The sequence below is a fragment of the Citrobacter sp. RHBSTW-00881 genome, from assembly GCF_013728515.1.
Lineage (GTDB): Bacteria > Pseudomonadota > Gammaproteobacteria > Enterobacterales > Enterobacteriaceae > Citrobacter > Citrobacter braakii.
In genome coordinates, this window is the sequence record NZ_CP056269.1 from 4,056,064 (window position 1) to 4,079,116 (window position 23,053).

At 50.0% G+C, this 23,053-nt stretch carries 21 protein-coding genes and 2 pseudogenes; 8 read left to right on the forward strand and 15 right to left on the reverse strand.

The window, feature by feature from the left end; translation table 11 throughout:
• Positions 1 to 94 precede the first annotated feature (94 nt).
• The 10 genes and pseudogenes from HV311_RS19515 to HV311_RS19560 form a co-directional block, all read right to left on the reverse strand.
• Positions 95 to 1,099: a LacI family DNA-binding transcriptional regulator gene (locus HV311_RS19515; RefSeq protein ID WP_086538758.1), complete on the reverse strand. Its 1,005-nt coding sequence runs from the start codon at positions 1,097 to 1,099 to the stop codon at positions 95 to 97.
• Positions 1,100 to 1,128: 29 nt separating this feature from the next.
• Entirely contained in the window at positions 1,129 to 2,529 is a 1,401-nt protein-coding gene (locus HV311_RS19520; protein ID WP_003029589.1) for a sucrose-6-phosphate hydrolase, read from the reverse strand.
• Positions 2,529 to 3,899 carry a sucrose-specific PTS transporter subunit IIBC gene (locus tag HV311_RS19525; protein ID WP_000345204.1) on the reverse strand — a complete coding sequence of 457 codons (1,371 nt, stop codon included), beginning with the start codon at positions 3,897 to 3,899 and terminating at the stop codon, positions 2,529 to 2,531. The genes HV311_RS19520 and HV311_RS19525 overlap by 1 nt, the downstream gene beginning before the upstream one ends.
• Before the next feature lie 137 nt (positions 3,900 to 4,036).
• Positions 4,037 to 5,554 (reverse strand): carbohydrate porin, encoded by a 1,518-nt coding sequence (locus HV311_RS19530; protein ID WP_003029587.1) that lies wholly within the window; start codon positions 5,552 to 5,554, stop codon positions 4,037 to 4,039.
• A gap of 165 nt (positions 5,555 to 5,719) precedes the next feature.
• The gene (locus tag HV311_RS19535; protein ID WP_003029584.1) at positions 5,720 to 6,643 is read right to left on the reverse strand and encodes an aminoimidazole riboside kinase; all 924 of its coding nucleotides are present in this window, start codon (positions 6,641 to 6,643) and stop codon (positions 5,720 to 5,722) included.
• A gap of 228 nt (positions 6,644 to 6,871) precedes the next feature.
• On the reverse strand, positions 6,872 to 7,042 hold the full coding sequence (locus HV311_RS28320; protein WP_077258089.1) for a helix-turn-helix domain-containing protein: 171 nt from the start codon (positions 7,040 to 7,042) through the stop codon (positions 6,872 to 6,874).
• A gap of 582 nt (positions 7,043 to 7,624) precedes the next feature.
• Positions 7,625 to 8,785: an IS30 family transposase gene (locus HV311_RS19545; protein WP_049015173.1), complete on the reverse strand. Its 1,161-nt coding sequence runs from the start codon at positions 8,783 to 8,785 to the stop codon at positions 7,625 to 7,627.
• 322 nt (positions 8,786 to 9,107) lie between these two features.
• A pseudogene (locus HV311_RS28075) lies at positions 9,108 to 9,251 on the reverse strand (oxidoreductase); the annotation flags it as partial.
• A gap of 275 nt (positions 9,252 to 9,526) precedes the next feature.
• Positions 9,527 to 10,804: a DUF2254 domain-containing protein gene (locus tag HV311_RS19555; RefSeq protein ID WP_003036928.1), complete on the reverse strand. Its 1,278-nt coding sequence runs from the start codon at positions 10,802 to 10,804 to the stop codon at positions 9,527 to 9,529.
• 64 nt (positions 10,805 to 10,868) lie between these two features.
• Positions 10,869 to 12,866 (reverse strand): BCCT family transporter, encoded by a 1,998-nt coding sequence (locus tag HV311_RS19560; protein ID WP_032939120.1) that lies wholly within the window; start codon positions 12,864 to 12,866, stop codon positions 10,869 to 10,871.
• A gap of 385 nt (positions 12,867 to 13,251) precedes the next feature.
• Here HV311_RS19560 and HV311_RS19565 point away from each other — a divergent pair.
• The 7 genes and pseudogenes from HV311_RS19565 (at position 13,252) to ykfI (ending at position 16,686) form a co-directional block, all read left to right on the forward strand.
• A protein-coding gene (locus tag HV311_RS19565) for an IS3-like element ISSen4 family transposase (protein WP_085954994.1) occupies positions 13,252 to 14,378 on the forward strand; the annotation gives its coding sequence in 2 pieces (ribosomal slippage) (positions 13,252 to 13,516 and positions 13,516 to 14,378; 1,128 coding nt in all).
• A 222-nt stretch (positions 14,379 to 14,600) separates the two neighbouring features.
• Positions 14,601 to 14,693 (forward strand): annotated as a pseudogene (locus HV311_RS28080) (DUF905 family protein); the annotation flags it as partial.
• Between the two features lie 112 nt (positions 14,694 to 14,805).
• On the forward strand, positions 14,806 to 15,267 hold the full coding sequence (locus HV311_RS19575) for an antirestriction protein (protein WP_003031344.1): 462 nt from the start codon (positions 14,806 to 14,808) through the stop codon (positions 15,265 to 15,267).
• Positions 15,268 to 15,282: 15 nt separating this feature from the next.
• Positions 15,283 to 15,759, forward strand: a complete 477-nt coding sequence (locus tag HV311_RS19580; protein WP_003031345.1) for a JAB domain-containing protein — start codon at positions 15,283 to 15,285, stop codon at positions 15,757 to 15,759.
• A gap of 8 nt (positions 15,760 to 15,767) precedes the next feature.
• A complete protein-coding gene (locus HV311_RS19585) occupies positions 15,768 to 15,989 on the forward strand; it encodes a DUF987 domain-containing protein (RefSeq protein ID WP_003031346.1) in 222 nt (73 codons plus the stop codon).
• A 17-nt stretch (positions 15,990 to 16,006) separates the two neighbouring features.
• Positions 16,007 to 16,324 carry a type IV toxin-antitoxin system YeeU family antitoxin gene (locus tag HV311_RS19590; RefSeq protein ID WP_003031347.1) on the forward strand — a complete coding sequence of 106 codons (318 nt, stop codon included), beginning with the start codon at positions 16,007 to 16,009 and terminating at the stop codon, positions 16,322 to 16,324.
• A gap of 20 nt (positions 16,325 to 16,344) precedes the next feature.
• Entirely contained in the window at positions 16,345 to 16,686 is a 342-nt protein-coding gene (gene ykfI / locus HV311_RS19595; RefSeq protein WP_003031349.1) for a type IV toxin-antitoxin system toxin YkfI, read from the forward strand.
• 564 nt (positions 16,687 to 17,250) lie between these two features.
• Here the strand turns inward: ykfI and HV311_RS19600 are convergent.
• The 3 genes from HV311_RS19600 to HV311_RS19610 all read right to left on the reverse strand — a co-directional run bounded on the left by HV311_RS19600 (position 17,251) and on the right by HV311_RS19610 (position 19,008).
• The gene (locus tag HV311_RS19600; protein WP_110294633.1) at positions 17,251 to 17,646 is read right to left on the reverse strand and encodes a HumD family translesion DNA polymerase; all 396 of its coding nucleotides are present in this window, start codon (positions 17,644 to 17,646) and stop codon (positions 17,251 to 17,253) included.
• Entirely contained in the window at positions 17,646 to 17,885 is a 240-nt protein-coding gene (locus tag HV311_RS19605) for a DNA polymerase V (protein ID WP_191220339.1), read from the reverse strand. Before HV311_RS19605 ends, HV311_RS19600 begins: the two co-directional genes overlap by 1 nt.
• A 145-nt stretch (positions 17,886 to 18,030) precedes the next feature.
• The gene (locus tag HV311_RS19610) at positions 18,031 to 19,008 is read right to left on the reverse strand and encodes a glycine-rich domain-containing protein (protein ID WP_191220340.1); all 978 of its coding nucleotides are present in this window, start codon (positions 19,006 to 19,008) and stop codon (positions 18,031 to 18,033) included.
• Between the two features lie 174 nt (positions 19,009 to 19,182).
• Between HV311_RS19610 and HV311_RS19615 the strand changes: the two genes are divergently transcribed.
• Positions 19,183 to 20,205, forward strand: coding sequence for an acyltransferase family protein (locus HV311_RS19615; protein ID WP_191220341.1), 1,023 nt, complete (start codon positions 19,183 to 19,185; stop codon positions 20,203 to 20,205).
• Positions 20,206 to 20,233: 28 nt separating this feature from the next.
• Here the strand turns inward: HV311_RS19615 and HV311_RS19620 are convergent, their stop codons facing one another.
• Together HV311_RS19620 and HV311_RS19625 are read right to left on the reverse strand one after the other, a co-directional pair.
• The gene (locus HV311_RS19620; protein ID WP_191221223.1) at positions 20,234 to 22,279 is read right to left on the reverse strand and encodes a hypothetical protein; all 2,046 of its coding nucleotides are present in this window, start codon (positions 22,277 to 22,279) and stop codon (positions 20,234 to 20,236) included.
• Between the two features lie 69 nt (positions 22,280 to 22,348).
• On the reverse strand, positions 22,349 to 23,053 hold the full coding sequence (locus HV311_RS19625) for a hypothetical protein (RefSeq protein WP_110294637.1): 705 nt from the start codon (positions 23,051 to 23,053) through the stop codon (positions 22,349 to 22,351).

A 23,053-nucleotide genomic window follows, 5' to 3' on the forward strand; every position in this document is an offset into this window, starting at 1 on the left:
ACCTTTCCGCATCACATCACTACAAATATTGATTTTTGATTGTTGGATTCGCACCAGATTTCACCTCTGTAGGGTATTCAAAAATGCTCAGTTATTACTGATGCCTAAACTGCAGCGTTGCGGGCAGGTAGCGTTTTAGCGTTTCGGGCGTATCGCCCTCGATCAATTGGCTTATCAGATCATAGCAGTGCCAGGCCAACTGGCGGTTATCCTGCTGTACGGTATCGATACGCAGCGACAGCGAATCATAAAGATAGTGATCGTCAAAGCTCGTCAGATGGATATCTGAGTCGAGTAAATGGTGCTGGCTCATATAGCGCAGTACCCCTTCGAGCAGTCCACAGGCGGCAGTGAACAGCGCCTTAGGCGGCCGCCCAAGTCGCGCGCAGAGTGCGGCGAACATCTCATAGCCTGAGCTCGGGTGGTAGTTACCGTTAATCACCCATTCCGGGCGCAGTGCAATACCCGCCTGAGCCAAACCCTGCGTGAAGCCGGTCAGACGATCGCGTGAAGGCGACAGACGCGACTGACCGCCTAAAAACCAGAACTCATCGCTATGCTTAGGTGCAATGCGGGAAATCAGTTCCGCCGTTGGGGTAATCGAATCAGTCATCACCAGCGGCAGCAGGCTTTCATTAGGACAACGGTCAAACAGCACTACTGGCAGTTGTTGGCTGAGCTTAAGATAGTCGGCATCGTTGTGCATACATGAAGCGACGATCAGACCGTCAACCTGGCGGGAAATCATGTTATTGACCACCACGCTCTCCTGACCGGGGTTTTCATCAGTACAAGAGATCAATAGCTGGACGCCTGCTTCGCGGCACAGCATTTCCAGCTCATGTGAAAAGACCGCAAAGCCGTGGTTGGTGATCTCCGGCACCACCAGTCCGATGGTGTGGCTGCGGTTGTCGCGCAGCGAGCGGGCGTGAATGCTTGGCTGATAGTGCTGCTCACGGGCAATCGCCAGTACTCGCTCACGCGTTTCCTGCGCCACACGCAGCTCCTTACCACGACCGTTCAGTACTAGGCTGGCGGTCGCTTTTGAGACGCCAGCCTGTTCGGCGATATCTTTAATGGTTACGCGTTTAGTTTTCATTACGACGCCATGAGCTTGAGGCAAAACGCTTATTCTACCATGCAAGTTCGCAGCGGCCAGTAGCAGAATGCGTCCGGTGTGATGCCAGAGAACATTAGCTGCCCTGAACAGGCCGGGAAGTAGCGGCAGCTCATCACTCCTTCGCCGCCGTTGATGAAAATCTCCACGCTAGACTGGTCGATGAAAATATGCAGCGAGCGGACGTCTCCGCGCCAGTAACGATAATGCTTCTCGTCGCTGGCCAGACTGGGTCGGGCCAGGCGGATCCCGCTGGCATCGCGTTCAAGGATTAATGCGCCGTCAAAATCGAGGCTCAAAATATCGTCCCCAGTGGTTTGTAGAACGATTTCCATCGGTGCCAGCGGCAGGGAGTTCCCTGCCCAGCCGTGCGCTTCGCCGCGCAGGGCGCTCAGCTCTCGTAGAGGACGTTGGTATAGCTGACCATCGATAAACTCCAGCTCACGCAGGCAGGTCATCTGATGGATCCAGCCGTTGGTGAGGGTCGGTTGAAGCATCTCTTCGCCCTCCGGCACGCCCATCCAGCCGACCAGCAGACGGCGGCCATCACTGGTAAGCATGGTTTGCGGGGCGTAGAACTCAAACCCTGCGTCCAATTCGTGCAGTTCGCCATGCTCGAAGGCCGCGCGGTGGTAGTCGAAATCGCCGCTCATCCACACTGCCGGGTAGGTGTTGAGATAGCGCTCTTTCTCACGAGGCACGCCCTGCGGGCAGCAAATCAGGACATGCTGGTCGCCGAGGGCAAACAGGTCCGGGCATTCCCACATATAGCCCGCGTCGTCCAGGCCATTGATGCCATAACCGGCGATTTCGCCCTGACTCGTCCACTCATGAAGGTCCGCTGAGCTGAATAACAACACCTTGCCACGCTTTTGCAAATCCTGTGCGCCCAGCACCATGTACCAGCGACCTTCGTGCTGCCAGACTTTCGGGTCACGCACGTGGCCGGTATAGCCCTCCGGCAGCGGTAATACCGGACCGAGTTTGGTAAACGTGCCGTCGGCATTTTCCGTCGCCAGGCACTGCCACGCGGTTCGGCTGCCGTCGTCAAATTTTACGTTGCCGGTATAGCACAGGGTGAGCGTGCCCTGACTATCCACGGCGCTTCCGGAGTAGCAGCCGTTGCGGTCATACTCTTCATCCGGCATGAGCGCGATCGGCTCATGTTGCCAGTGCAGCAGGTCGGCAGAGCTCCAGTGCCCCCAGCACTTGAACTTATGATCGCAGGCGAGCGGGTTCCACTGATAAAACAGGTGATAACGTCCGGCAAATTCAATAAAGCCGTTGGGATCGTTCATCAGCCCGGTCACCGGCGCATGGTGCCAGCGGGGATAGTGGCTGTCGGCCAGCGCGCGCGGCTGGCCCTGCATAACAGCCTGCAAAATCGCAGGCAGGCGTGATGGATGTGACATTATTCAGCGTCCGTTTTGTATTTCAGTACCAGGGAGACGACAAAGGCGACGCCAAAGGCGATAACCATCCCGATAATGTAGTTCAGCAGCGAGCTGGCCTGCACGATAGCCATGCCAGGGATAGCCGTCAGGCCCACCGCGGTCATGTAAACATGCATGGATACCACCCACGCGCCGCCCACCGCGCCGCCAATCAGGGCTGCGATAAACGGTTTTACAAAGCGTAAGTTAATACCAAAAATCGCCGCTTCGGTGATGCCGAGCATGGCAGAAAACGCCGAGGGCAGGGTAATGGCTTTGATTTTGGCATCTTTCGTTTTGAACCACACCGCCAGACAAGCACCGCCCTGAGCGACGTTGGCCATCGCCCAAATCGGCAGCAGGAAGTTGACGCCGATGGATGGGTTGCCCAGCAGTCCCGCTTCGATGGCGTGGAAGCTGTGGTGAATACCGGTAATGACGATAACCGAATAGAGACCGCCAAACAGCAGTCCGGCCAGCCAACCGGCGTGGGTAATCAGGGTGCTAAGGACAAACGAAATACCGTCGCCAAGCGCGCGACCAGCCGGGCCGATAATCAGCAGGGCGATAAAACCGGAAATGATCACCGTCAGGAACGGCGTCAGGATCAGATCCAGTGCATCGGGGATCACGCGACGCAGCTGTTTCTCAACGATGCTCATAAACCACACCGCCAGCAGCACCGGGAACACCGTGCCCTGATAGCCGATCATGGCAATCTCAAGGCCGAAGAAGTTCATGGTGTGGAAACCGGCGGCCACACCCCAGGCGTTGGTGAGCGCCGGGTGAGTCAGGATGCCGCCAAGCGTCGCGCCAAGATAAGGATTACCACCGAACTCGCGGGCGGCGGTGAAGCCAATCAGGATCGGCAGAATAATAAACGCCGCTGAGCTGCACATATCCAGCATGATGTAGATGGCGTTACCCGGGTCGACCCAGCCGTACGTTTTAACCATCCCCAGAAGGCCCATCAACAGGCCGGAGGCGACGATAGCCGGGATGATCGGCACAAAGATGTTCGACAACAGGCGGGCAATGCGCTGGAAAGGATTCAGTTTTTTCGCCGCAATGTCGGCAGCTTCCGATTTGCTGGATTCGCCAATCCCTGCCGCCTGGATAAAGGCGGCGTAGACTTTGTTCACCACCCCGGTGCCGAAGATAATCTGCATCTGTCCGGCGTTACGGAAACAGCCCTTCACCCCATCAATTTTGCCGATGGCCTGCTGATCGGCCAGTGAGTCATCGACCAGCACCAGGCGCAGGCGTGTGGCACAGTGCGCGGCGCTGGCGATATTTTCCTTGCCTCCCAGAAGCGGAAGTAGCGAGCGGGAAATCTGTTCAAAATCCATAGTACCCTCTGAATGCGTATTGATTTTCGAGTTGTCGTCCCGTGGTAGCCGGAGCGCATTCTCTTCGTTGTTATTGTGTCCGGGGCGACGAAACGTATTTTGTCGCCCCGGCGGTTACTGTCGCCAGGTGTTAACCATCAAAACCAGGTTTCCATCTGCATCCCGAACGACCATTCGCCGCCCGATTTAAAACCACTGCTGCCCAGCGCGTCATCGCTGGCGTAATTATTGAGTTTTTTGCTCCAGTCCATCCACGAGGTGTAAAGACGGATTTCAGGACGGCTGAAGAAATCGCCGATGTCGCCAACCTTAAAGGTCGGGGCGAAGGTGAGCTTGTAGAAGCTGCCGTTTACCGCATGGCGATCGTTATAACCTTCAGGTTTGAGATCCATATACTGGTAACTGCCTTCATAAGCGAGGGCGAAGTTTTGATTGATCTCCTGGATCAGACGCATGTTGAGGGTTGCCCACTGGTAGCTGTCGCCATCGACATAACGGTCTTTACTGGTTTGTGCCAGTATCGCCGGGGCGATAAACCAGTTCTTGCTCAGTGGCGTGGTGCCGTAGCTGGCGAAGCGCCAGGTGTTAGCCCCCGAGCGTAACGCGCCGTCAGAGCCGACACCTTTAACTTCGGCACCCAGTCCGTGACCGTAGAGCAGGGCGGTTTTGCTGGCACCTTCACGCAGGCCGTAAAAACTGTCGTTGTGCAACCCGAGCAGCGCATGTACACCGGTATTTGCCGCATCGCCTTTGACCGGATTACCGTTGGTATCCTGGCGTTCGTCGTTGTCTTTTGCCCGCATCCCGCTGACCATCATCTGCACCGGCCCGATGAAATTGTTCATGCTGACGATGTAGTTCTGCACACTGTTGCTGGTATCAGCAATATCGCCGAAGTTACGCCCGTAAAGAGAGAAGTTGCTGCGAACGCTGTCGTTCCACCTGACATCGTAAATACCGCCGCCGGTACCGGCGAGGAACACGACATCCGAGTCGATCCAGTGAATGTCAAAGTTATCCCGGTCAAAGCGTTTCCCGGCCCACAGGGTGGAGCCTTTAAACGGCCCGTCGAAGGTGGGCAAGTTGCCCAGTTCAACAAAGGCCTGACGCACGTTCAAATCACTGGTGCTCGCCGTCCAGTCGTTATAAGTGGTTTGACCGTCGGCGACCATGACTTTGAAGCGGGTCGTTGCCCCGTTATCCAGGGTCTGCTTATGTTCAAGATTCATTTCAACATAGGTATCGGCCTGGTTTCCCAGGCGGCCAATAGCCCCACCGGTTTCCCCTGCTGGCGTCATGTAGGCTCCGGATTTGGTGCTGGCGCCGGAGTCATTCATTATCACGCCGGAGCGGGCGTAGCCGTGGAACTCAAACCCGCTTTTCTCATCGGCTTTTTTCTCCAGTTTGGCGGTACGCTGAGCCACTTCCTGAGTGCTGTCCTGGGTTTTTTGTTGCTGTGTCGTGAGCTGCTGTACTTTCTTCTCTGCCGACTCTGCGCGGGTTTCTGCCGTTTGCGCTCTGTTTTCGGCATCCTGTAAGCGTTTTTCCAGCGCAATTAAACGGGCTTCGATACTGCTGAGATCCGTTTGTGCATGGGCTGAGGCGGCGCCGGTTAGCAAAGCGATAAGAACCGCGAGTGTGCTTTTTCTGAACATATTGATTGCATCCCAAAAGGAAAATAAAAAATTGTGTGTTTTTGCTAAACCGGTTTAGTTGCAATGTTAAGCACGACATTTAACATTTTGAAATTGATTTTGCTAAACCGGTTTAATAAGTGTGATGGATGCAACAAAGTGGACCGCGTACGACGGTATTTAGGATCAAATCTGGCGGTGTAGATCGCGCTGGTATGGCAGGGCAGTCATCGCGCCTTTCGCCAGGGTTGCCAGGGCACCGCAGGTTTGCGCCAGAGCGAGCGTTGGCTCCAGGGCATTGATATCCGCCGGCATCCCGTTGGCAGCAAGGCTGGCAAGCAGTCCGGCGACAAACGCATCGCCCGCACCGGTGGTATCCACGCTGACAACCGGTTTAGCGCTGAAATGGATAAACTGCTGCTGGAATGCGGCGATGACGCCCGCTTTACCCTGAGTCACCAGCAGTAATTCAGGCTGATAACGCTCAGTGATGCTGGCGATCCCCTGCGCGATATCATTACTCCCGCTGATGAGTATCAGCTCTTCTTCGGACAGTTTCACCACGTTCGCCAGACGCAGGGCGCGGTCGAGACAGGCGTGCAACAGGTTCTGATCTTGCCAGAGATCCAGGCGGATATTAGGGTCAAAGCTCACCCGGCCACCGGCACGTTTGATGTTCTCCATAGCCGCGAAGGTAGCACTGCGGCTGGGCTCGGCGCTGAGCGCGATGGAGCAGATGTGCAACCACTGTCCGGCGGCAAACTGTGGCAGGTCTTCTTCAGCCAGGAACAGGTCAGCGCTGGGGCGTACCATAAAGGTAAAGGTGCGTTCACCTTGGTCATCAAGGTCGACCACCACAGTGGACGTGCGGTGATGATCGTCAAGATACATATGGCTGACGTCGACCTGCTCCTGTTGCAGGGTATGACGCATGTAGCGGCCAAACGGGTCACCGCCGACGCGGCCGATAAATCCGCTGTTGCCGCCAAGGCGGGCAACCCCTACCGCCACGTTAGCCGGCGCGCCTCCAGGGCACTGTAGCAAGCGCCCTTCACTCTCCGGTAGCAGGTCCACCACTGCGTCGCCCAGAACCCAAACTTTTGCTTTCATGCTAAAACCCTCCAAGGCTAAACTTAATTAAACCGGTTTAGCATATTAAATCACAGTGAATGAGTGGGGGAAAGTTCCAGCCGGAAAAGCACTGCTCAGGGCATAAAAACGTGAGCCGCCTTACGAAATAGAATTGATTCGACAGCTGTGAAGACTTACGTCCTGGACACAAATGGATCCTGGATAAATTACCATGCAACTTGATGAAATTATCATGTTTTATCTTATTTACAGATAAATCAAAGGGCTTTTAACACCACACTTCTTGGCATAATGGTTAAGTGTAGTAATGCTCGCTCTGGATGGGTTTGCTTCTATGCTGCGCAGGTATTTGTAAGAAATACCCATTCTACTGGCGAGTTGTTGTCGCATCAGGCCAGCGAAACTGCGCAATTTCATCAGCGTTTCTGGAGGGTTTCCTTTAAAACTTCATCGACAAAACCGCTTTTTACCGTAGATACAGTAAGTGCCTCTTCTCTGCCATTATCCCAGCATCCAAGGTTACCGGGTTCTGATGTAGTCTGCCGATATGCAAGAAATGCAACGGCATCATGCTGGTTATGATGCTGTTTAATCTTCATTGTCACATGGACTATTCAGGGAGCGACAAGCGCTCCCACATGAAAACAGAACCACTCGTTTCATTTACGTGCTTCCTCAAAAGTAATCTCATACCCAATACTTCTGATTTAGTAGGGTTCTGATCATATCATGCAGCTCGATTGCGCTCAATTTGACGGTTTTCATCTTTACACAATGCTCGGTTATGATACTTTGTGATAGGCATGACAAGATCTGGCCGTAATTTTTTAGAAGTGAGTTTGCCCGCCACTTCACGGGACAGCATACATCCGGATAAAACCGGTAACAGGAAAGGCTCCACGCTGCATACGGAGGAAACAGAATTAATGAATGATAAATTGCCGCCCTGCGCTGATACCAGGGTGGAACGTGTCCGTCTTAAAGATGGGGGTTGTGAGTTCAACTGATGGACGCAACACACTTATTGAACCGTTCTGCGGGTGATTCATAGTCTAGCGTTTTTCTCGGTCTTTCGTTGAGCTGTCTCGCAACGCTGTTTAGTCTCTGCTGACTGTGAACCGATAAGTCAGTTCCCTTTGGAAAATATTGTCTGAGCAATCTGTTCGTATTTTCATTTGAGCCACGTTGCCAGGGAGATTGAGGATCACAGAAGTAAATCTGGATGTCTGTTGCTACAGTAAACCGGGTGTGGCTGGTCATTTCAGCGCCCCGATCCCAGGTTAATGTTTTATAAAGCTCAACAGGTAATTCCCGGGCTTGTCTGATGAGTGCAGATATAACCGTTATGGTCTTATTGTCCCTGATTTTGGCCAACATAACAAAGCGGGAATGGCGTTCTACAAGGGTGACGATATAGGAGTTTTTCGAGCCCTGGATCAGATCACCTTCCCAGTGACCAGGTATGGCTCTGTCTGCGGCTTCCGGTGGCCTTTCGCTGATAGATAGCGCATTCGGGATTTTCCCTAATCCTTTCCCTTTAAGTGATGACGTTCGGGATCTACGAACCGCTCTTCCGCTTCTGAGGCATTGTTGCAGCTCTTTTTTTAATGCGCCCCGGGTTTGTATAAAAAGCGTTTTATAAATCGTTTCGTGTGACACATGCATTTCCTGATTATCCGGATAACAGCGTTTCAGCCAACCGGCGATCTGCTCCGGCGACCAGTCCTGATGCATCTTCTCTGCAATGATTTTACACAATGTGGGGCTTTCAATTAGCTTGCAAGGTTTTGGTCTCAGAGCATTTTCCCACGCAGAAGTATCGGCTTTTGCTGCACGGTATTGCCTGGCACCTCCGTGCCTCCTGACCTCGCGGCTAATCGTTGAGGGCGCTCTTGATAATTTGGCAGCGATGTCCCTGATACTGAGTTTTGCTACCAATCCTCTGGATATCTCCTCTCTTTCATCAAGCGTAAGCGCTAATCGGTGCCGCTTTCTCACAGGAGGACGGTATCCACCAGTCTGGTGGATAGTGGGCATAATAGAAGAATGATATCTGTCGAACATTCTGGCGATATCATGCAGGGAATCACCTTGCTTATATCTGTCCCAGATAATCGCCTTCTGCTCTGGCGTGTAGTAAATCCGAGTTCTTCGTTTCATGGCAACGTCCCCCTTGATTAAGGATAGCGTTGCATCGACCCGTTGAACTCACAGCGAAAAGCGGACGCCCGCATAGCGTAAACAGGCGTCTGATATTTTGATATGGATTGATGACTTAACCCCTTCCCCGCTTCGTCAATGACTTTCTCGTCATTATCTTTGGTAAATGATCCTTTTGCCTTTCCGGTAGAATACTCAGCATTATTTCTGAAGAGCGGCAAAGACGAGTGCCTTGCCATGAGTTCACCATAATTTCATCTGCGCCCGTGCGGCGAACCAGATCCCTGAGCCCGTCACGGACGACCTCCGGTTTGCCCCATACGGATTCACGCAGCTGATAATATTTTGCGGTCAGTTCATCAGCGGTATCACTAGTCATTGCCCGTGAGCGGGTCATGGGGGCCATAACGACGCGGTTTACCAGGTCAGTATCACCGGTCTGAAACGGGGTAAATAATTTTTCCATTTTTATCTCCTTTGCTGGAGGAAATATGATGGTCTCAGCTACGGAATAAAAAAACAGTAGTCTGTTCCGAACTGAGTAGACATAATTTCTACATTTAGTGTTCTCCTGGTATTAAACCGAAATATTTGATTGTAGGCGATGTCTTACGTAGAGATAAAGCCTGCTGCAAAAGTGATGAAGACTCAGTATGTTCTCTTCTAATACAAAGCAGACGCCCATTCTCATGCAGACGCTTTGTTCTTGTCTCGCTAGCAACCAAATCGCTTGCTCCACAACTATGATTGCTTATTAGCGTTTTCATCAAAAAACAAATCAAAATAAATTGATTTTATGAATTCTCTATCGGAGTCTATATGGTCAGCGCGATTTGCATGCTCTAATGTTTCAATTGCCAGAGTGTGCGCGGCATCAGCAAACATCTCAGGCCAACCCGTACTCAGCATAGATAGCCCTTTGAGCACTCTTATCTGAATCTCTCTCATACTGGCACCATCGCGTGCGACAGGTGAGAAAAAGTCTTCCAGGAGATCGTTGTTCTGAAGTGGCGCAACGTGTACTGAAGGATAGGTCACTTCAATTTCATGAGACTTATTCTGCGCGTAAGCAGAAAGTATACGAACACCTCTGCCAATGACATCGATTGCGGTTCCAGGATCGTTCACTGCGGGTGAAAGGGCTCTGCAGGCTATTTCGGCCATGACGCTAAGACAAAATCGGGGATCCTGAGCAAATGAACGCACATCCGAGACAATGATCGTCTCAAGTAAATCGGCGCAGATTGATGACTCCTGGCCCTGACTCAGGTACAAAGCTGGCATGGACGGATGAATGAAACTGCCTGGTTGCGCCACAAGGTATACATGACGAGGATCATTGGCCAGCAGCTTGCTGAGTTTCTCCATATCAATATATTCAACATAGCCAATCTTCTTCGGATAAACTGCAACCGTTCCTTTCGGCTGTTCATAGCTCTCAAGCCATGGATATCCGCCGAGACAGGGATTTCTGGCTCTCGCAATAAATGTTTCGATGGCAGCCTGTTCTACTTTTGCTGTTGTCTCACCGACCCTCCCCAGAGAGGTCAAATGCTGTATCCAACGAAGCAATGTGATGAGGATGAGGGCAATGACAACGAGTGTGACAATGAATAAAATGACTCTTCCCCTTTCTCCGTAGGCTCCCATATTGAGGGCAATAATTCCTACCAGACTGAAGAGAAAGGAACCAATGAAGGTGGCCAGTACATTTTGTGTGGTTACGTCTTCCACAACTAAACGCGTTGCTCTGGGAGTAACATTAGTAGTGGCTGAACCGTAGGCTGTGACCATGATACTCAGCGAAAATGTGGTCACTGCCAGCATACTCGATGCCAGTATGTTCAGAATGTTATCAACTGCTTCCGCACCAACCTTCACTGAAACCGACTCAGGAATCATTGATTTAAAAAGAATAGATAAAAGAGCCGTTATTATCGCGACAATTGCGAATAACGTAGCTCTGAACCAGAGTTTCTTAAATGTTTGCTTCAGAATCCATTGCCAGCGTGAAATCATTCTGCATTCCCTCGTATTGCGGTCGGGATAAATAATTGCCGCCCCCTAGGACGGCATTTTGCTATCAACGAACCAGGTGCAGGAAGTGCAGGTGTTTTTCGTACTGGTCCAGTATGTCATTAATCAACTGTTCCTGATTCCAGCCCATCACATCATAATTTTGACCGCCTTCTTTGAGATAAACCTCAGCGCGATAATATCGATGTTGGTCAGTCTGCTGCTCATCATTATCCATTGCGGCGAGCGCGAAGGTGGGTGAGCTATACCCGCGAAGCCTCACTTCATATATAAAATTCAGCTCGTTGCCCAAATCCACTTCAAGACGAATACGATCGTCGGCTGCGTCACTAATGTGGCTTATCGTCCCCTGCTTGTTCAGTTCTTCCTGAACCAGCGTCATGGCAGGCTGGATAATGTCGTCCATAAAACGTTTCACAAGAGATCGTTTCGGCAGATACGCGATATTGCGTAACCTTCTCTGCCAGGGAATTGGGTTACGTGCAGCCGTAGGAGCAATAGTCGCCATGCTCAGGCTTTCACGCTTAGTCAAATCTCGACGCAGGGCTTTTAACAGCCCGTATATGGATATCAGCAAGATCACGGAGAAGGGTAATGCACTTGCTATTGTCACCGTTTGCAGCGCGCTCAGCCCTCCCGCAAGGAGAAGCGCAATTGCAACAACTCCCATGAGCGATGCCCAGAAGATTCGCTGCCAGACGGGTGTGTTTGCCACCCCACCTGATGCCAGAGTATCTACAACCATTGCCCCCGAGTCAGCAGATGTGACAAAGAAGACGATGACCATAGCCATTGCAATAAATGACAGCACGGAGGAGAACGGGAAATGCTCCAGGAAATTGAACAAGGCCAGCGAGACATCCTGTTGGACGGTATTGGCGAGATCGGTCGCCCCCTGGTTCATAATGAGATAGATTGCGCTGTTACCAAACACCGTCATCCACATGAGCGTAAAGCCGGCCGGAACAAACAGCACGCCGGTGACAAATTCGCGAATGGTTCGGCCGCGTGAGACCCGTGCGATAAACATCCCCACAAATGGCGACCATGAAAGCCACCATCCCCAGTACAGTAATGTCCAGCCCCCCAGCCAGTTGCTCGACTTAGGTTCATATGCGTAAAGATTGAACGTTTTACTCACCAGTTCCGAAAGATAACCGCCGGTATTTTCCACAAATGACTTCAGCAGAAGCACAGTTGGCCCCAGACACAGGACCAGCGCCAGGAGCAACAACGCGAGGCCCAAATTGAGCTCAGACAGGATACGTATTCCCTTGTCTAGGCCGGTCACCACAGAAATCGTCGCTAACCCCGTGATGGCCACGATCAGAATGACCTGCACCGTTTCATTAATGGGCACCCCGAATAGGTGGTTCAAACCGGCATTCACCTGCAAAACACCGTAACCCAGCGATGTTGCAACGCCAAAGACCGTACCTATAACGGCAAAAATATCAACCGCATGGCCTATAGGTCCGTATATGCGATCGCCAATAATGGGATAGAGTGCAGAACGCAGCGTTAAAGGTAGACCGTGGCGGTAACTGAAAAAGGCCAGAATCAGCGCTACAATGGCATAGATTGCCCAGGCATGCAGACCCCAGTGGAAGAAGGTCAGCCGCATTGCTTCCTTCGCTGCCGCAACAGTCTCTGGGGCGCCAACGGGAGGTGAGAGATAATGCATCACCGGTTCAGCAACGCCAAAGAACATCAGGCCGATCCCCATCCCTGCCGAAAAAAGCATCGCAAACCAGGAGTGATAGCTGAAATCAGGTTGCGCATGGTCCGGACCCAGCTTGATATCACCGTAGCGTGAGAGTCCCAGAAACGTGACACTCAATAAAATCAGGGCCACAGCAAGGATGTAGAACCAGCTTGCATTCGTGAAGATTTGTTGCTGAAGTAGTTTGAAATTTTTGTCAGCAACATCCGGGAATGCAGCGGCAAAAGCGACAAGAAGAAAAATTAACAAAGCAGATGTAAAGAATACAGCTTTGTTAATCTGGCTGTGACACTTCTTTGGGATTGTTTCATTTTCACTCATAATCATTTATTCCATTGATTTAAATCCGTATTGGATAATGCTTACCACCTCTTACAGAGTAGCAAAATTCAACTGACTATGCGGCGTGAATCGAGCACATGGTGTGATGAGTGCCGATACAAATCATCCTATAATCGAAGGAGTTCTTTGTTAATCAGCCTGCCACTTCTTGGGTATTTAATTTGCATATTCTGTACCAGAGCTGGGATATACGTTAAGTGAAGTATATTAGACACGAATTACCAGCTTCTGCTTTTGGCACAAAACGGCCTATCAGCATTATAAAAATATTCAGATATATATCATTCCTCTGATGACCTGCTCCCCGTTGATTAGTACACCCCGATGTTAGTAATGTCTTCATAAGCCACATGAGGACATCCCCATGAAGAAGCGTTTTTCCGACGAACAGATCATCAGTATTCTCCGCGAAGCCGAAGCCGAAGCTGGGGTACCCGCCCGTGAACTCTGCCGCAAGCATGCCATTTCCGATGCCACGTTTTACACCTGGCGTAAGAAGTATGGCGGTATGGAGGTGCCTGAAGTTAAGCGCCTGAAGTCGCTTGAGGAAGAGAACGCCAGACTCAAGAAGCTGCTTGCCGAAGCCATGCTGGATAAAGAGGCGCTTCAGGTGGCTCTTGGGCGAAAGTACTGACGACAGACCAGAAGCGGGAAGCCGTGATGTTGATGTGTGATGCGACCGGTCTGTCGCAACGTCGTGCCTGCAGGCTTACAGGTTTATCCCTGTCGACCTGCCGCTATGAGGCTCACCGTCCGGCTGCTGATGCGCATTTATCAGGGCGCATCACTGAGCTGGCACTGGAGCGCAGGCGTTTTGGCTACCGTCGTATTTGGCAGTTGCTGCGCCGTGAAGGGCTTCATGTTAATCATAAGCGCGTGTACCGGCTTTATCACCTCAGTGGCCTGAGCGTAAAACGCAGAAGACGTCGTAAAGGGCTGGCAACAGAACGTCTGCCGCTGCTCCGTCCGGCGGCGCCCAATCTGACCTGGTCGATGGATTTCGTCATGGACGCACTTTCCACCGGTCGCAGGATCAAGTGTCTTACCTGCGTCGATGATTTCACAAAGGAATGCCTGACGGTCACTGTTGCCTTTGGGATTTCAGGCGTTCAGGTCACGCGTATTCTGGACAGCATTGCACTGTTTCGAGGCTATCCGGCGACGATAAGAACTGACCAGGGGCCGGAGTTCACTTGCCGTGCACTGGATCAATGGGCCTTTGAGCATGGTGTTGAGTTGCGCTTAATCCAGCCGGGCAAGCCAACGCAGAACGGATTTATTGAGAGCTTTAACGGACGATTTCGCGATGAATGTTTGAATGAGCACTGGTTCAGCGATATCGTTCATGCCAGGAAAATTATTAATGACTGGCGGCAGGATTATAACGAATGCCGCCCGCACTCCACGCTGAATTATCAGACACCGTCTGAATTTGCAGCGGGCTGGAGAAAGGGTCATTCTGAGAATGAAGATTCCGACGTTACTAACTGAGTGTTGTATCTAATCGTGGGGGCAGGTCACTGAACATACACAACTAACGGCAGAATCTCACGATTCTGCCGCTTTTTTATTATTTTTCAGGGGGGGAGTAATGAATAATTCTGAAGGTTTGAAGTCGTTTCACTAATCGCTTTATGACCTACCGTAGTGGGTATCGGCTGATTGCGCAGCAGGGCCATTAGTTCCTGCCAGTATCACCGGCGTTAACATTGAAGACGACTAGGGCAGGCATGGAACTTTGAACCGGATGCCGGTGAAGGTCTTAACCGCTATACCCGCAAGCCAGGCATCTGTACGGACGTATCCATCTGCTGGCTCCGCATGATTTACCAGCAACATTTAATCTTCCCGAACACTCATTATTACCGCATACGCCAGCCGTCGCCGCTGGCGTTTTTTTATTGACGGAGACATACCCATGACAACAGCGACAAAAAACAACCTCGCATCTGCTGCTAACGAATCCGAATTTGAACTGACCGTAACGCAGATACCCGACGAACAGCGTATCTGCTTCTGGCCGCAGTACTTTGGCTCTATCCCACAATGGATAACGCTGGAACCCCGCATTTTCGCCTGGATGGACCGCTTCTGTGACGAGTACAACAGTGGTATCTGGTCCTTTTACACGCTCAGCAATGGCGGCGCGTTTATGGCCCCTGATGCTGACGTTGACGATAAATGGCATCTGTTCAACGGTATGAACGGCAATGGCGCGGACATGAGTGCTGAAGCCGCAGGCATTGCTGTCTGCCTGATTGAATACAGCCATCACGCCTGCCGTACAGAGTGTGACGCAATGACCGCGCACTATTACCGCCTGCGGGACTATGCCCTGCAGCATTCTGAAGCCCACGCCATTTTGCGTATCATTGACTGACCGGAGGAGCAACGAATGAAACAGCTTTCCTTTTTACCCGGCGAGATAACGCCACAGGACCGGCGTCTCATTCAGCGGGCGCTCAGGGCTCTGGAGCGGCACCTGCATGAGCCTGGGGTAGCCTTCACCTCCACTCATGCCGTCCGGGAGTGGTTGCGGCTGCATATGGCCGCGCTTGAACGGGAAGAGTTCCGGGTGCTGTATCTGAACCAGCAGAACCAGTTGATTGCCCACGAAACCCTGTTTGCCGGTTCTATTAGCAGTACCGAGGTACATCCCCGCGAGGTGGTCAAGCGCGCTCTGTACTTCAACGCGGCAGCGGTAATACTGGCGCATAACCATCCTTCCGGCGAGACGACGCCCAGCCAGGCTGACAAAGCCCTCACGCAGCGACTGGTTCAGGTACTTCAACTGGTGGATATCCGTGTCCCTGACCATCTGATTGTCGGCGGCAGGCAAATCTATTCGTTCGCAGAACACGGTCTGCTGTGAGGTATTACATGAAAATTATCAGTAAACGCCGGGCAATGACGATATACCGCCAGCATCCTGAGTCCCGAATCTTTCGTTTCTGCACCGGCAAATACCAGTGGCACGGTAGCGTCTGCCATTACACCGGCAGGGACGTTCCGGATATCACAGGAGTCCTGGCGGTATACGCCGAACGCCGCCAGGACCGCGAGGGGCCTTATGCCTGCCTGATGAGCATCACCCTGAACTGACAATAAAGAGGTTATCAATGAGCAAAATCACATGGGGTCTGCAGCGTGATATCACGCCACGTCTGGGAGCCCGTCTGGTGCAGGAAGGCAACCGACTGCATTATCTGGCTGACCGGGCCAGCATGACCGGCAAGTTCAGTGACATCGAATACCGGAAGCTGGATGAAACATTCCCGCACTTTATCCGCCAGATGGAATCGATGCTGACCACTGGTGAACTCAGCACCCACCATGCCCACTGCGTTACCCTGTACCACAACGATTTAACCTGCGAAGCCGACACCCTTGGCAGTTGCGGCTACGTATACATCGCCATTTACCCCACTCAGCGTTAATTACCTTCACGAGAGCAAACATGAAAACTTTACCTGCAACAACTCAGCGGGCGGTGAAGCCCTGCCTGTCACCCGTGGCTGTCTGGCAAATGTTACTGACACGTCTGCTGGAACAGCACTATGGTCTGACAATAAACGACACGCCATTCTGCAATGAGGCTGTGATTAAGGAACACATCGATGCCGGTATCACCCTAGCCGATGCCGTGAATTTTCTGGTAGAAAAATACGAGCTGGTTCGTATAGACAGGAAGGGATTTAGCTGGCAGGAACAATCTCCTTATCTCCGGGCTGTAGACATTCTGCGAGCGCGGCAGGCAACTGGCTTGTTGCGGCAAAGCCGTAACAACGTAGTACGATGAACATTGCGTACAACCTTCCCGATTTACATTTCTGAACTTCCTCCCTTGTTTACCTATTGCGTAATGCGCCTGCTACTACCCGGCGGGCGCGTTATCTTTTTACGGACAAACAATCATGCAACCAGAAGTTGAAGTATTAACCGATCATAATGAGCTAATTTGTTCGAGCTTTATTGAACACATTGCCAACACATTAAATTTAGGAGTGGTGTAGACATGGACAACTAAACCTGCAGCCACGGATGTATAGTGAGCGAAGCCCTATCAGGCCTTTTTGGTCAGTAGATAAGATTGATCTTCGTTGATAGAATTTACTTACACCAGCTGTTACATGAAAATAATTTTTTGGTGGGAGAATGATAAGATCTTACGTAAGAATTTGATTTTAATGGTGCCGATAATAGGAGTCGAACCTACGACCTTCGCATTACGAATCAGAAGCACCATCCGTAACTGTATGTTTTAACAAGCATTGACCGCATTCACACAGCCAATGCTGATGGCACATAAAGAAAGATGATGTGTAGTAATTTCTGGTGTATGTCACATTCATGGCACAACCAGTCACATCACCGGGCAGTCGTCGAATTCTCCAGTTCGGGCGTCGTTGATGATGAAAGTGATAACGCCTTTTACAACCACCCTTTCCTCGCAGTCATCGTCAGTAATGAAAACTTTGTTATCCGGCCTGTCCAGTTCTTCCAGGTGAGGCCTTGGAAATAACCGCAAGCGTAATAAACGAATCTGTTCATTGAGGTGGCATATCACAAGGCTGCCATCTACCGGACTCAACGAAGTATCCATGACCAGTAAGGCGCCTTTTTTGATGCCCTCACGCCAGGATGTTTCTGTGTATCGAACAAAAAACGTAGCCGATGGCTTTCTTATCAGTTCATGATCCAGACAGATACGATTTTCCATATAGTCTTCTGCCGGGCTTGGAAATTGAGAGGTGGTCATTACAGGCCTCCATTCGAGTTGTAAAGCATGAATGTGCGCTGCTCGCCTTCCACACTGGAAATGTCCTTGAACGTATTGATGTGGATTTCTATCCACTTGTTGGCCTGTCCTGGTGTCCAGTGCCAGTTGTTCTTTGCCAGTTCACGGATAAAACCGCCAGTCGTCACAATACGTCTGCCGTTGGGCTCAACCTCAACTGCTTTTCTGAATGACCATTCGATATCGTCTCTACGTGGCATGATCCACCCCCTCATCAAATTACTGTTTATGCATACAGTAGTTTTAAATATTGGGCGGATCAATGTCATTTCTGACTATCAATTTTCAGCACTGAATAACCCATTGATTGTGCTGTGTGGCAGCCAGAAATTTTTTCAGCTCTATTCATGCGTATTCCCAGATGATGACCAGGCCGTCGCCACCTTTACCGCCAGCCTGTACCGCCGTCAGACCTGTAGCATTCGCACCACTGCCACCAGAACCTAAATTACCCGGATTGCCTGGACCAGAAGAACCACCAACGGGTAATCCACCACCAGAAAAAATAGATCCGCCGCCCGCGCCAGAAACGCTGTTGCCAAAAAAAGTGAAAATGGCATTTTCACCATGATAGCCATTAGCATTAAAGATATTACCGCCACTCGCACTGCCAGCAGCACCGCCACGAGACAATGTAACTGTTCCTGACCAGTTGGAGTTAAGATTATTTCCACCAGCAGCGCCACCATTAGCAATGATTGAACCGAATGAAGATAGGCCGCCATCTACACCGCCCGCGCCACCGATACCAACAACAACAGCCTGCGAAGCTGGAACGGTGGTGATAATTGACTTGGAATAACCGCCCGCACCACCACCACTACCGAGCCCTATAGTAGATCCACTTACTGCTGATGCATTTCCACCGCCGCCGCCCGCACCGAGAACCTCTACGATAATTTTCGTCGTTCCTGGTGTCGGCGTATATGTCCCGTTGCTTGTGAATACTTTTGGCGATCCAAGAAGTCTACCAGTGGTGGCATTCAGAAAATCAACAGTGCCGTATTGCGCAAATATAGCCAGCGATCCGGCCGTCATCATATTGGCTGCAATGTCGTTAGCCGACCATGCGCGCGCCGTCGTTCCCTCCTGCTCTCGAACAATCGTCAGTGAGTCGCCAGATCGCGCAGTAACGTGAACAATCTCGTTGAGTTGTTCTGTTGCAGCATCAATGAGCGTCAGTTTGAAATAGTTTTCACCCGATGCCGGAGATGGAAACAGAGAGCCCGTACCGGTTGATAATGCCAGGCTGGTTGCGGATGCGTTGATGCCTGCGGCCAGTACGCTTTGAGCGTTGTTTGCCGCGATAAGGGACAGAGTCACAATTTAATCCTCGTTAATGATGGTGACTGATACGCAGCATTGGTGCAAAATACACATTTTGCTCACAATGTCAGATAAAATATGAAGTTTGGTAAAAATGATTTATAGAAATCTGTTTAGAAAATTGAACGGCCTATTCAGAATTTTACTGGTACAGGAAAGACAGAGGTAACAATGCACAAAAATAACTGCTTTGATGTGCTACGGCATTTAGCAGCACTTATGGTTATATTTAGCCATCATCATGCATTCATGCTGGTTCATGAAGATTTATTTAGAGGATTCTTGTCATGGGGTGGCGTGTGTGTTGCCGTTTTCTTCTCGATATCTGGATTCCTTGTTACCCAGTCAGCACAGCGATCACCTGATTACATTTCATTCATGACAAAACGAGTTAAAAGGATTTTCCCGGCGCTTATTGTCTGTTCATTTGCTATGATTTATATTCTCGCGCCATTTTATCAACAAAATGTCACTGCATTTTTATTTAGCGAAGATACTTTTGAAAACTTCTTAAAAATCATAATGCTTTTACCTGCTAATGTTTCTGATGTTTTCGCTGGTTATAAATATGCAGGGTCAATCAACGGATCACTCTGGACGCTTACACTTGAGTTCACCTGTTATATAGTTGTTGGTTTTCTGCTATTTGTTAATAAAACATGGAAAACACCAGCTTTTATCTTAGCAATTCTTGTTGCTACAAATATATTTGCAAGCGCAGAAACAAATAATATCACATGGTACAGTATGAATTTAGGGTGGCTCATAAGGTTTGGAATTTGTTTCGCACTAGGATCTCTGCTTTCCATGACCTTAGAACAATGGAATAAACCCAGAGTTAAATGGTTTTTGTCTATAACGTCTGTATTGGTGCTTTTTTTATTAAAAGGTCAAATAGAAATACTTACGCTTGGTTATTTTGCTATCACCTTCCTTACTCTTTGTATCGGAATGAGCTTTAAAGATATTATTGTTAAAGGTCGTTTTGATATCTCCTATGGTCTGTATATTTATGCGTGGCCCGTACAGCAAGTCATGGCTAATAAAACTGATTTGCCATTTTATGTCAGCATAGCGGCATCTATGGCCTGTACCGCCGTTCTTGCGTACCTGTCATGGACATTCATAGAAAAACCGTTTTTGCGAAGGAAAAAGCTTTCTATTGCAGTGACAACTGCTGAACAGGCGGCATAAAAGAAAGGGCGCAATGCGCCCTTTTAAATTATGTTAATGGGTATTGCACAAACGTTCTGAATACTTTTGCACCTGCCGGTATTGATGTCGCTCTGACACGAATCCTGATCCTACTGACCGTACTACCATCAAAATCGTAATACGCCTGAGCTGATGGCGCATCGCTGTATGCAAGCCCGACATAAACCTCAGACGGAACCTCGCTCAACGTGCTGATCGGCGTAATATCAAAATAATTTTCAGCAGCACCCCCACCCGCTGGCCCAGTTAACGTAATTGTGTCAGTTCTGCTAACAGTTTCATAATTGAATGAATTGTTGTATCTGTCAGTGATGTTGAATCGAGCAGTGCCAAATCCAGGAGCTACTCTACCGAAGTTATTGTTGGGTGTACTACCTATCCCAGTAATGCCATACTTAGTGTTAGTTAATATTTCATCGAATGAGCATCTGGTAGTTCCACCTGATATAGTTATTGCGTTTCCTCTGTTTGATACTCCGCCTACGTTAATGTTATTTACCTGGCAACCAACCATATTCCCAAGAAAAATACCGCTATTGCTATCTAAATATGCCGTATTCGCCGCCCTGTCCATTAATACATAAATGTTGCTAATCTGAGCGCCAGCACCATATGATAGTGAAATGGCGCTTCTCCCTTGCGTATCAGTTGATAATGGGCTGCAAAAAAGATGCAGGTCATGAAATTTAGCAAGATTACAGTTTGCTGGCATCAAAATTGATTCATTAGTACAATTCATATGCCCGTTATGAACCCACGGAGATAAAACACCTGGACTGGTAATTTGTCCTGTTAGTGAAGGAACAACAGTTTCCGGCTGAACAATACCGCCGACCATTCCGTTATTGATATTCATCATTTCAAAATCATATACATGAACACCTTCTACATAATCTGGGAAATTTAATGCAGTGTTGCAATAAAATATCCAAACTCTTGATATTGAAAAATCAACAACATATCCGTCACCACCTACGGTAATGGCTTCCCCAAGAAAAACTCCAGATGATTGAACATATCCGCAATATGCAAACCCTTGTATGCGAAAGTTCATCACGCTGATCAAATTTATCCCACGAAACCATCCACCGGTTGTCACGTCATTACCAGCTATTCTGATGTTCTCAATGGCACCACGGAATTCAGTTCGATATCCTAATTGCGCGAGTGATGTCGAAGTTCCAGGGATTAATATTTGTGCACGCCCATCAATTTTAAGGGCGGTTTCCTTCGTTGTTGAGCTTGGTGTCCCTGTCCGCAGAATCCCAAAATCACGCAACCAGAATTTGCTATCTTTATCATTTTGCAGGGTAATAACAATACCATCACCTGTGCCAGTAAAGATAAAATCGCTCAACCCATCACCAAGCCCCTGAATACTGGTTTTACCAGTTATATTCAATGTTTGAGATAAGGAGTATTTCTTACCAAGCATTGAAAAACCGCCAGCGTTTCCCGCCGCAGTAGCTGCTGCCCAGTCAATAGATTGCGTCAACGAGGTAACGAATGAATATACCATCTGCGCTGCGGTCAGCGTTGAAAACCGCTCCGATAGCGGATGATTGATGCCATCCCCGATAGCGCCAAAATCTTCTAATGTGCGAAAATCTGAGTTTTTATCGTGCTGAGAGCGCGCCACTGCGCCAGCCAGCGGAGATTTATTAAAGACCAGATCGGTCCCTTTTCCGGCAGCGGTGCTAGCGAAGTCGGTATAAACCTGGTCAATATCCATTTGCTGTGCCAGATCATTAAACGTTCCGGCAGTAAACAGGTTCGCAACGCTGGCCCCTGAATCCCAGCTTGCCTCCGTCGTCCCTTCCTGACATCTGGTAATGGTGAGCGTGTCGCCAGAGCGTGCTGTGACGTGCACGATTTCTTTCGTTTTCCCGGCGGCAAGCGATGTGAGCGTGACCTTAAAATAGCTCGTTCCTGGCACAGGTGACGGGAACAAGTCGCCCGTCCCGGTGCTTACCTGTAATGTCGTTGATGCGGCGCTGATACCGGAAACGAGCAGGGTTGATGCATTGTTTGCCGCAAGAAGCTGGAGAGCCATTTATCCTCCGGATTTAGGCAATAAAAAACCCGCTCAATGGCGGGTTCGGGAATTTCTCTGGAGACTGGTTTAGCCGATGATTACGACTTCACCGTTCAGGTAAAAAGGGATGTGCAGCAGCCCGCTGTCAAACGCCTGCTTGAAGAGATCGGCATATTCATAGCCGTTACTTTTTATCAACACACCATCGTTTTGATCGTACTGCCTGTCGTTGAATTCCATATCGTTGTAAAGGGCCGCGTCGGTAAGCTGCGTGTACCCTTTCGTGATGGTAATTACCATCCCGGCATCCGAGAAAACAACGGAGACAATCCAGTGCTGGTCATTTGGGATATCTGTGCCATCAACACCTGTCAGGAAGCGCATAATCCGGCGTTTCAGCCAGGGGATCGTAAAATAGAACCCGTCACCCTTATAAAAATTCCAGGTCATGATTCGCTTGAACAGGTCATCAGAAACGACAACCTGATCTGACTTTGCAACGACTTTTCGGGTATTGAACGGCAGTCTGTTGAAGGTGAAAGTGTTGAACGGGCCGTAAATCTGGCGTTTACCGCTGGTCAGTACCGGCGGCTTTACCCCGTAGATGCCGTATGCAATCCACCTTAGCTGATCACCAGCCTGATAGCCGCCTGCAAAAATAGGCAGGTTGGCACTCGTCATCCAGGTGTAAATCTGCTGGGCCATTGAGTTATACGCGGTGACAAATGCGCGCAGGTCGTCGTCATCGTTGTACTGCGTGTACAGATACGAATTGATGATTGAATCAAGCAT